We start from the raw sequence: 9272 nt of genomic DNA, 5'->3' as shown, positions 1-9272 counted from the left end.
CGCGAGGCGCCCGAGCCGCGCCCCGGGCGGCGCCCGGCGCCCGAGGCGGGTGTCGACAAGGCCGCGGTGCAGCCGCTCGACGCGCCCCAGTCGGGACCCGCGGGCGGGATCGCCGGCGGGGACACGGCCTCGGCCGGCCTGCCCGAGGTCGCGCTGGACAGCATGGCCCCCGCGGTGCCCGACGCGCCCGAGACGGGCGGCGGCATCGCGGTCGGCAGCGACGCGCCGGTGATGCAGCCGCCCGCCTTCGACGTGCCCGACGCCCCGGCGGTCGAGGCCGAGCCGGCCCTGTCGACCGATCCCGCGCAGCCGCCGGCCCCCGCGGTGCCCGAGGCGGAAACCGCGCTCGTGGCCGACCCGGAGGCCGAGGCCGAGCCGGAGGCTGCAACGCCCGAGGACACCGACGGCGACGATGTGCCCGAGGCGGAGGACCGGCCCGCGCCGGCCGGGGCCGAAGAGCCGGACGCGCCCCAGATCGCCGCGATGGCTCCGTCCGCCACCGAGGGCCCGAGCCTGCCCGGTGCCGAGATCCCCGACGAGGAGAGCCCGCTCCTCGAGGCCGCGCCCGGGACCGAGGCCGGCGCCGAGGACGCGCCCCCGCCGGTCGTGCCGCGCGGGACCGGCGCGGGAACGACGTTCGGCGCGCCCGCGGGCAGCTTCACCGACCGCGACGCGGCGGTTCCGGTCAACCGTCCGGGCGCCGCTCCGGAGGTGGCGGAAGGGGACGAGGCGGAGGCCGTCGAGGCGCCGCCCGTGCGCCGTTTCGCCGCGGAGCCGGTCGCGGCCGGGGACCAGCCGCGCATGGCGGTGGTCCTGATCGACGACGGCAGCGGGCCGCTCGGGCCCGACGCGCTGGACGCCTTCCCGTTCCCGGTCAGCTTTGCCGTCGATCCCGGCCTGCCCGACGCCGCCGCGCGCATGCGTGCCTATCGCGAGAAGGGGTTCGAGGTCTTCGCGCTGGCGGGCCTGCCGGACGGCGCCACCGCGCGCGACGCCGAGGTGACGCTCGAGGCCGCCCTCAGCGCCTTGCCCGAGGCGGTAGGGGTCCTCGAGGCGCCGGACGCGACCGGGGGCCTCGGCGACAGCCGCGCCGTGTCCGACCAGGTCGCCGCGGCGCTTGCCGCCACGGGCCACGGGCTCCTGATGCTCGACGACGGGCTCAATACGGCGCGCACGCTCGCGGCGCGGGCCGGGGTCCCCTCGGCAAGCGTCTACCGCGATTTCGACGGGGAGGGGCAGGACCCCCGCGTGCAGCGCCGCTTTCTTGACCAGGCGGCGTTCCGCGCCCGGCAGGAAGGATCGGTCGTCATGCTGGGCCGGCTTCGGGCCGACACGGTGTCCGCGTTGCTGCTGTGGGGTCTGCAGGACCGCGCCGCGCAGGTTGCACTGGTCCCGGCCAGCCAGGTGCTGGAGGCGGAAGGCTCCTGACGCGGAGCCCCTCGCGGTTCGGGGGAGGCATCGACGGGAGGGCGGTCAGCCCTGCGGGTCGTCGAAGGGTACGTGGCCCATGCCCCAGCGCGCGACGAGCGCCAGAACCAGCACCACCGGAAGCACGGTCGCGATGCCGAAGGCGCTCAGGGCCCAAACGGTCAGCAGGGCGGCGCCGAGAACGGACAGCACGAGCAGGGAAAAGGACGTCACGGGCATCATCGTCTCCTCTCTTCACCCGCAATATGGTCCGCAAAAGCGTAAAGAAAAAGCCCTCCGCGCGGCGACACCGAGAATTGCGCGCGCGTGACGCAGCGGAACGGCACCCGCACCGCGCGCTGCCCAAAACGCACGCAGCCGCGCGCCGCTTGCGCGTGTTCGCGTTATGTTCCATCCTGTGCGCAGAGGCGCACCACCTTCGGCGCGCCAGAGAGAGGCCGCTGCCCATGACCCGTCACGCCAATCCCGTCGGGGCCGGCGCGCGCCGCGCCCGCGGTGCCGCGAGCCGCGACGCGGGCCGGTTCGAGCGTCACGCCCGCGCCGCCGACCACGACGGCTGGGACATCCCCGAGGAAGTGCGGCAGGAGCGTACCGAGATCGCCGAGGAACGCCCCCGGAGCGCGATCAACTACGTCCGCTCGCCCGACATCCCGTTCGACCGCTCGCTCAATCCCTATCGCGGCTGCGAGCATGGCTGCATCTACTGCTTCGCCCGGCCGAGTCACGCCTATCTGGGCCTCTCGCCCGGGCTCGACTTCGAGACGCGGCTGACCGCGAAGCCCGACGCGCCCGCGGTGCTGGCGCGCGAGCTCCGGAACCCGCGCTACCGCCCGGCGGTGCTGGCCATCGGCACCAATACCGATCCCTACCAGCCGATCGAACGCGACCGCGGCATCATGCGCGCCTGCCTCGAGGTGCTGCGCGAGTTCCGCCACCCGGTCGCCATCGTGACCAAGGGGGCGCTGGTCGAGCGCGACCTCGACATCCTCGCGCCCATGGCGGCGGAGGGGCTCGCCCGCGTCGGCATCTCGGTCACCACGCTCGATCCCGCGCTCAGTCGCGCGATGGAGCCGCGCGCGCCGGTGCCCGCGCGCAGGCTCGCGGCGATCCGCACGCTGGTCTCGGGCGGGGTGCCGGTCCGGCTCATGGCCTCGCCGGTGGTGCCGGGCCTGACCGACCACGAGCTCGAGGCGATCCTCGAGGCCGGGGCAGAGGCGGGCGCCGACGCCGCCAGCTGGATCATGCTGCGCCTGCCGCGCGAGGTCTCACCGCTCTGGCAGGACTGGCTCGAGGCGGCGTTTCCCGGCCGCGCGGCCAAGGTCATGGCACGCCTGCGCGAGATGCACGGGGGCAAGGACTACGATTCGCGCTGGCACCACCGGATGCGCGGCGAGGGTCCGCACGCGCAGATCGTGGCGCAGCGCTTCGCGCGCGCCGCGCGCAGGCTGGGGCTCGACCGGCGCACGGCGCCGCTCCGGACGGACCTCTTCCGCGTGCCGCCGCGGCCGGGGGACCAGCTGTCGCTGTTCTGACCCGGCCCGGCGGGCAGGGCGCTCAGTGCTCCTCGGCGAGCTGCTTCTTGGCCTCGAGCAGGCACTCGGCCATCTGCGCGCGAATCTCCTCGGGGCTCGACGTGTCGCCGAGGTCGCCCGCGACCTTGCGCACCACGTCCTCGTGGCCAGCCTCCTCGAAATCGGCCTTCACCACCTCCTTGGCATAGGCCTCGGCGGCTTCGCCCGAGAGGCCCATCTTCGCCGCCGCCCAGAGACCGAGCAGCTTGTTGCGCCGCGCCTCCGCACGGAACCGCATCTCCTCGTCGTGGGCGAACTTGTTCTCGAAGGCGGATTCTCTATCGTCGAACATCGTCATGTCCTGGTCTCCCGGCCCGGGTTTTCCGATGTCCGAACCATTGCCGGCCCGCAGGGCACAGCGCAAGAGCAGCCTCGCCGCAGGGCCGCCCGCACCGGTGCGCCGCTTGCGGCAACGCGCCCCTTCGACTAAACGAAGCCCAAAGGCGGGCGCGGTCCCGCCCCCGTTTCGGAAAGGGCCTCGATGGCACGGCGCAAGAAGATCTACGAAGGCAAGGCGAAGATTCTCTACGAGGGCCCCGAGCCCGGCACGCTGGTTCAGTACTTCAAGGACGACGCGACCGCGTTCAACGCCCAGAAGAAGGATGTCGTGGACGGCAAGGGCGTGCTCAACAACCGCCTGTCCGAGTTCTTCATGACCGGGCTCAACAACATCGGCGTGCCCACCCATTTCATCCGCCGGTTGAACATGCGCGAGCAGCTCGTGCGCTCGTGCGAGATCATCCCGCTCGAGGTGGTGGTGCGCAACTTCGCGGCCGGCTCGCTCTCGACCCGTCTCGGCATCGAGGAGGGCACGCCGCTGCCGCGCCCGATCGTCGAGTACTGCTACAAGGACGACAAGCTCGGCGATCCGCTGGTGACCGAGGAGCACATCGCGGCCTTCGGCTGGGCCAGCCAGCAGGACATGGACGACATCCTGAGCCTCGCGCTGCGGGTCAACGACTTCCTCTCGGGCGTCATGATGGCCGTGGGCATCAAGCTCGTGGACTTCAAGATCGAGATCGGCCGCGTCTACGAGGGCGATTTCCAGCGGCTGGTCGTGGCCGACGAGATCTCGCCCGACAGCTGCCGGCTCTGGGACATCGAGACCGGGCAGAAGCTCGACAAGGACGTGTTCCGCCGCGATCTCGGCAACCTGACCGACGCCTATACCGAGGTGGCGCGTCGGCTGGGCGTCATGCCCAAGAGCGCGCAGCCCATGTCGAAGCCGACGCTCATCAATTGAAAGCGCAAGACGGACGGCAACGTCCGGTCCCTGCGCCTGTACCGAGAAAAGAAGAAACAGGGGCCCGACCGCCCCTGAGGCCAATGCTGGAGACGACGATGAAGGCGCGCGTGCACGTGATGCTGAAGGACGGGGTGCTCGATCCGCAGGGCGAGGCCGTGCGCCACGCGCTCGGCGCGATGGGGTTCGAGGGCGTCGCGGGCGTCCGCCAGGGCAAGGTCATCGAGCTCGACCTGAAGGACGGCACCTCCGAGGCCGAGGTGGCCGACATGTGCGAACGCCTGCTCGCCAACACGGTGATCGAAAGCTACCGGATCGAGATCGCCTGATGCGCGCCGCCGTCATCGTCTTCCCCGGATCGAACTGCGACCGCGACCTCGCCGTGGCCTTCCGCGCGGCGGGGATCGAGACCACGATGGTCTGGCACAAGGACACCGGTCTTCCCGAGGGCACCGACATCGTGGGCGTGCCGGGCGGCTTCTCCTACGGCGACTACCTGCGCTGCGGGGCCATCGCCGCGACCTCGCCGGTGATCGCCGCCGTCCGCGCGCACGCCGAGCGCGGCGGCTACGTCATGGGCATCTGCAACGGCTTCCAGATCCTGACCGAAACCGGTCTCCTGCCGGGCGCGCTCCTGCGCAATGCGGGGCTCAAGTACATCTGCCGCACGGTGCCGCTCGTGGTCGGCACCTCGGACAGCGTCTACACCCGCGCCTACAATGCCGGCGACGTGCTGCAGATCCCCATCGCGCACCATGACGGCAACTACATCGCGGACCCCGACACGCTGAACCGCCTGCAGGCCGAGGACCGCATCGCCTTCACCTACGGCGACAACCCGAACGGGTCGGTGCACGACATCGCGGGCATCCTTTCGGACAATCGTCGCATCCTCGGGATGATGCCGCATCCCGAACGGGCCGCCGATCCCGCCCATGGCGGCACCGATGGTCAGCGGCTTTTTGCGCATCTCGCCGAAGCGCTGACCGCAGCGTGACTTGAGGCGGGATTCCGCAGGCCTTAACGTTCCTGAATGGCGGAAGACCGCGATAATGCCGAAGAGGCCGAGGGCACAGGACCGCTCAGTTGGCGTGTGCGCACGGCCCTGATCGTCCTGTTCGTGGCGGCCGTCGCCACGGTCTGGGTCACCAACCGGCTTCTGACCGACCGCTTCACGGAAACCACGCGCAACCGCGCCGAACTGCGGCTCGCGCTCTATTCCGGGAACCTCCTGTCCGAGCTCCGGCGCAACGCCATCGTGCCGCAGCTCCTCGCCCGCGACCCCGCGCTGATCGCGGCGCTGAACGCGGCCGATTACAGCCAGTCGTCGCAGCGGCTCATCTCCTACGTGGACGAGATCGGCGCGGCCTCGCTGATGCTGCTCGACAGCGAGGGCCGCACCGTCGCCGCCACCGACCGCAACCGGCTCGGGGAACAGCACCGCTCGGCGGCCTTCTTCCTCGACGCGCTGCGCTCGAACGCGACGGTGTTCACCACTCAGGAACGCGAGGCGGGCGGCTACAGCTTCGTCTACTCGCGGCGGGTGGAGTCCCAGGGCGACACCGCCGGCGTGATCGTGGTCGAGGTCGACCTCGCCAAGTTCGAACGGGCCTGGGCCGGCATCTCGGACGCGGTGCTCGTGACGGATTCCGAGGGCACGATCATCCTTGCCACCGAACCGCGCTGGCGCGGGCTCTCCGTCGCGGAGGCGCTGCAGCGCCAGCCCCCGGACAGCGCCATCGAACGCGCGATCCAGGCCACCGCCGACTGGACCGCCGCCTCGGCGGACGCCTACGTGCAGGGCGAGGCGGTGATGCGCGTCGAGGGCCGCATCCCGTTCCGCGGATGGTCGATGACCTCCTTCACCACCTATGCGAGCGTGCGCGAACGGGTGAATGCCGTGCTCGCGCTCGAGATCATGGTGTTCGCGCTGCTCGCCGCGCTGGCGTTCTACGCGCTCAGCCGCAAGACGGCGCTCCGCATGGCGCTCTTCCAGCGCGAGAGCGCGGAGCTGCGCCGCCTCAACGTGCGCCTCCAGCGCGAGATCGCCGAGCGCGAGCGCGTGCAGGAAAACCTCGCGGTGGCCGAACAGACCCTCGAGCAGAGCTCGAAGCTCGCGGCGCTCGGCGAGATGTCGGCGGCGGTCAGCCACGAGCTGAACCAGCCGCTCGCGGCCATGAAGACCTATCTCGCGGGGGCCCGCCTGCTCCTGCGCCGCAACCGGGTCGAGGAGGCGCAGAGCGCCTTCCACCGTATCGACGAGCTGATCGAACGCATGGGCGCAATCACGCGCCAGCTCAAGTCCTATGCCCGCAAGGGGCAGGAGGCGTTCAGCCCCGTGGACATGGGCGAGGCGCTCACTTCCGCGCTCGCCATGATGGAGCCGCAGCTCAAGTCGCGGAAGGTGCGCATCAGCCGGATCGTGCCCGACCACCCGGTGCGTGTCATGGGGGACCGGCTGCGGATCGAGCAGGTGCTGGTGAACCTCCTCAGGAACGCGCTCGACGCCACCAAGAGCGTCCGCAATCCCGAGATCGAGGTGCTGCTCGCCTCGGGCGAGACGGCGACGCTGTCCGTGCGCGACAACGGCCACGGCATCGAGGATCTCGATGCGCTGTTCGAGCCGTTCTACACGACCAAGCAGCCCGGCGACGGCACCGGACTGGGCCTCGCGATCTCCTCGGGCATCGTGAACGACCTCGGCGGTCGTCTCACGGCGCGGAACGCCGAGGGGGGTGGCGCAGTTTTCGAGATGCAGCTGCCGATTCTGAACGAAGAAACACAAGCCGCGGAGTAAAACGCGATGGCCAAGGCGATGAAGATCGCGATCGTCGACGACGAGAAGGACATGCGCCAGTCGATCAGCCAGTGGCTGGCACTGTCCGGCTATGACACCGAGAGCTATGCCAGCGCCGAGGAAGCGCTGTCGAGCCTCGGCCCGGACTATCCGGGCATCGTCATTTCCGACATCAAGATGCCCGGCATGGACGGCATCCAGTTCCTCAAGCGCCTGATGGGCGTGGACAGCGCCCTGCCGGTGATCATGATCACCGGCCACGGCGACGTGCCCATGGCGGTCGAGGCCATGCGCATCGGCGCGTTCGACTTCCTCGAGAAGCCGTTCAACCCCGACCGCATGTCCGAGCTCGCCAAGAAGGCAACCGCCTCCCGGCGCCTGACGCTCGACAACCGCCAGCTCCGCAAGGAGCTGTCGGACGGAAGCCAGATCATGCAGAAGCTCATCGGCCATTCGCCGGCGATGGAGCGGCTGCGCGAGGACGTGCTGGATCTGGGCCAGGCCGATGGCCATGTCCTGATCGACGGCGAGACCGGCACCGGCAAGACGCTGGTGGCGCACGCGCTGCACGCGGTGGGCAGCCGCGCCGGCAAGAAGTTCGTCCTGCTGCCCTGCGCGGCCATGGACGAGCCCACGCTGATGAAGCGGCTCTTCGGCCCCATGGACCCGGAGGACAGCCAGCTTCCGGCCATGGAGGAGGCGCGCGGCGGCACGCTCGTGCTCGAGGACATCGAATCGCTGTCCGACCAGGCACAGGCGCGGCTCCTGTCGGTCATCAACGAGCAGGGCACGCCGCCCGAGACCCGCATTGTCGCGATCTGCAACCTGCAGGACGAGGGCAAGACCTGCGAGACGGCGCTCCGGCCCGATCTATTCTACCGCCTCGCGTCGCTGCGCATCACCGTGCCCCCGCTGCGCCAGCGCGGCGAGGACATCCTGACGCTGTTCACCCGCCTGTCGGAACAGTACGCAGACGAATACGGCTGCGACGCGCCGCAGGTCTCCGCGCAGGAGGCCGCGCAGCTCCTGCAGGCGCCTTGGCCGGGCAATGTGCGCCAGCTCATCAACCTCGCGGAACGTGCCACGCTGCAATCGCGCCGCGGCACGGGCACCATCGCCTCGCTCCTCATGAACGACCACGAGGAGATGAAGCCGGTGATGACCACCGAGGGCAAGCCGCTCAAGGAATATGTCGAAGCGTTCGAGCGCATGCTCATCGACAACACCATGCGCCGCCACAAGGGCTCGATCTCGGCGGTGATGGAGGAGCTCTGCCTGCCACGCCGGACGCTGAACGAGAAGATGGCGAAGTACGGCCTGCAGCGCGCCGACTACCTCTGAGGGACGGGCAGGGCGCCTTCGCCCGCCACCCCTCCGGACCCCGAAAAGGCCGTGGCGGATGCTGACGCATTCCGCTCGGTGGGACATACCCACAACCAAGCCTGTCGCGGAAACGCGGCAGGCTATTGATTTATTGAAAGATTTGAAACGCGCCTGAGCTGCATCAGGCAGAAGATATGCGAGAAAATAGTCTCGCACGCATCTGGCAGCCCCCTGCCAGCAAAAAATGAAGCCCTTTCGGCTCTTTTTCCTTCTGCTTCCGAACATAGAGCCAATGTTCTTGTGCCGCAAGCTTGACCGTTCTCTCCGGAGAACACGCGGAGATTTCCGCATCGTGAGACTCCTAACCCCGCGGAAAATCTGCTCTTTGGTCGGAAAAACGACTCGAGGCGGAACCGCGAAAGACGAGGTTCCGAATGGCAAGTTTGGCGACTTTCAACTTCAAGCTTTTTCAGCTCTATCCGGGCGCGGGCAAGTATCATCTCAACACCTGCGCCAATCCGGACTGCTCCAACTTCGGACAGCCGCTCTCGGACTCGGCCGTGCGCAGGAAAGCCTGGGAAGAGGCCCGCCCTGAACTCACCGAGGAGCAACTGGATATCGTCGCAAAACACGGCCCGGGCGCATACAAGCTCTCGGGCGCGGACAAGAAGCATCGGCGGGTCAGCTGCGCGTTCCAGTATCGCCGCGCCCCTCATGTATGGGCCGACCAGCGGACGGTGCGCTGCCAAGTGCATACCTTCGAAGGAAAGGTCTGCAATAGCGCCTTCTCGCTCGTATCGCCCGCACACCTCGATGAGGAGGTTTCCCGCCTGCGCAATCACAACGGAATCCTGGACGGACCCGGCTGTGGTGCATGTGGCACCCGCTTTGACCTGCTCCCCTGAAAAGT

Annotated in this window: 10 protein-coding genes; 8 read left to right on the top strand and 2 right to left on the bottom strand. The window is 69.4% G+C overall.

Going from position 1 to position 9272, the window contains the following annotated elements; all coding sequences use genetic code 11:
- The coding region (locus RISW2_RS21845; RefSeq protein WP_051492296.1) for a divergent polysaccharide deacteylase family protein at positions 1-1428 on the top strand (1428 nt) is incomplete at its 5' end.
- A 45-nt stretch (positions 1429-1473) separates the two neighbouring features.
- Here RISW2_RS21845 and RISW2_RS25415 read toward each other — a convergent pair.
- Positions 1474-1647 carry a hypothetical protein gene (locus RISW2_RS25415; protein ID WP_164490726.1) on the bottom strand — a complete coding sequence of 58 codons (174 nt, stop codon included), beginning with the start codon at positions 1645-1647 and terminating at the stop codon, positions 1474-1476.
- Between the two features lie 227 nt (positions 1648-1874).
- Between RISW2_RS25415 and RISW2_RS21840 the strand changes: the two genes are divergently transcribed.
- On the top strand, positions 1875-2960 hold the full coding sequence (locus tag RISW2_RS21840) for a PA0069 family radical SAM protein (RefSeq protein WP_043775139.1): 1086 nt from the start codon (positions 1875-1877) through the stop codon (positions 2958-2960).
- A 22-nt stretch (positions 2961-2982) separates the two neighbouring features.
- Here RISW2_RS21840 and RISW2_RS21835 read toward each other — a convergent pair whose 3' ends face one another.
- Positions 2983-3297 (bottom strand): DUF1476 domain-containing protein, encoded by a 315-nt coding sequence (locus RISW2_RS21835; protein ID WP_043775136.1) that lies wholly within the window; start codon positions 3295-3297, stop codon positions 2983-2985.
- A gap of 183 nt (positions 3298-3480) precedes the next feature.
- Here RISW2_RS21835 and purC point away from each other — a divergent pair, with 183 nt between their 5' ends.
- From purC to RISW2_RS24830, 6 genes are all read left to right on the top strand, one after another.
- Positions 3481-4242, top strand: a complete 762-nt coding sequence (gene purC, locus RISW2_RS21830) for a phosphoribosylaminoimidazolesuccinocarboxamide synthase (protein ID WP_043775133.1) — start codon at positions 3481-3483, stop codon at positions 4240-4242.
- Positions 4243-4340: 98 nt separating this feature from the next.
- Positions 4341-4571: a phosphoribosylformylglycinamidine synthase subunit PurS gene (gene purS, locus RISW2_RS21825; protein ID WP_043775142.1), complete on the top strand. Its 231-nt coding sequence runs from the start codon at positions 4341-4343 to the stop codon at positions 4569-4571.
- Positions 4571-5239 (top strand): phosphoribosylformylglycinamidine synthase subunit PurQ, encoded by a 669-nt coding sequence (gene purQ, locus RISW2_RS21820; protein ID WP_043775131.1) that lies wholly within the window; start codon positions 4571-4573, stop codon positions 5237-5239. Before purS ends, purQ begins: the two co-directional genes overlap by 1 nt.
- Positions 5240-5275: 36 nt before the next feature.
- Positions 5276-7039: a sensor histidine kinase gene (locus RISW2_RS21815; protein WP_043775128.1), complete on the top strand. Its 1764-nt coding sequence runs from the start codon at positions 5276-5278 to the stop codon at positions 7037-7039.
- A gap of 6 nt (positions 7040-7045) precedes the next feature.
- A complete protein-coding gene (locus tag RISW2_RS21810) occupies positions 7046-8380 on the top strand; it encodes a sigma-54-dependent transcriptional regulator (protein ID WP_043775125.1) in 1335 nt (444 codons plus the stop codon).
- Positions 8381-8796: 416 nt separating this feature from the next.
- A complete protein-coding gene (locus tag RISW2_RS24830; protein WP_156943955.1) occupies positions 8797-9267 on the top strand; it encodes a hypothetical protein in 471 nt (156 codons plus the stop codon).
- The last annotated feature ends 5 nt before the right edge of the window (positions 9268-9272 follow it).

This window comes from Roseivivax isoporae LMG 25204, assembly GCF_000521865.1.
In the GTDB taxonomy this organism is placed as follows: Bacteria; Pseudomonadota; Alphaproteobacteria; order Rhodobacterales; family Rhodobacteraceae; genus Roseivivax; species Roseivivax isoporae.
This window is presented reverse-complemented; position numbering and strand designations above follow the sequence as displayed.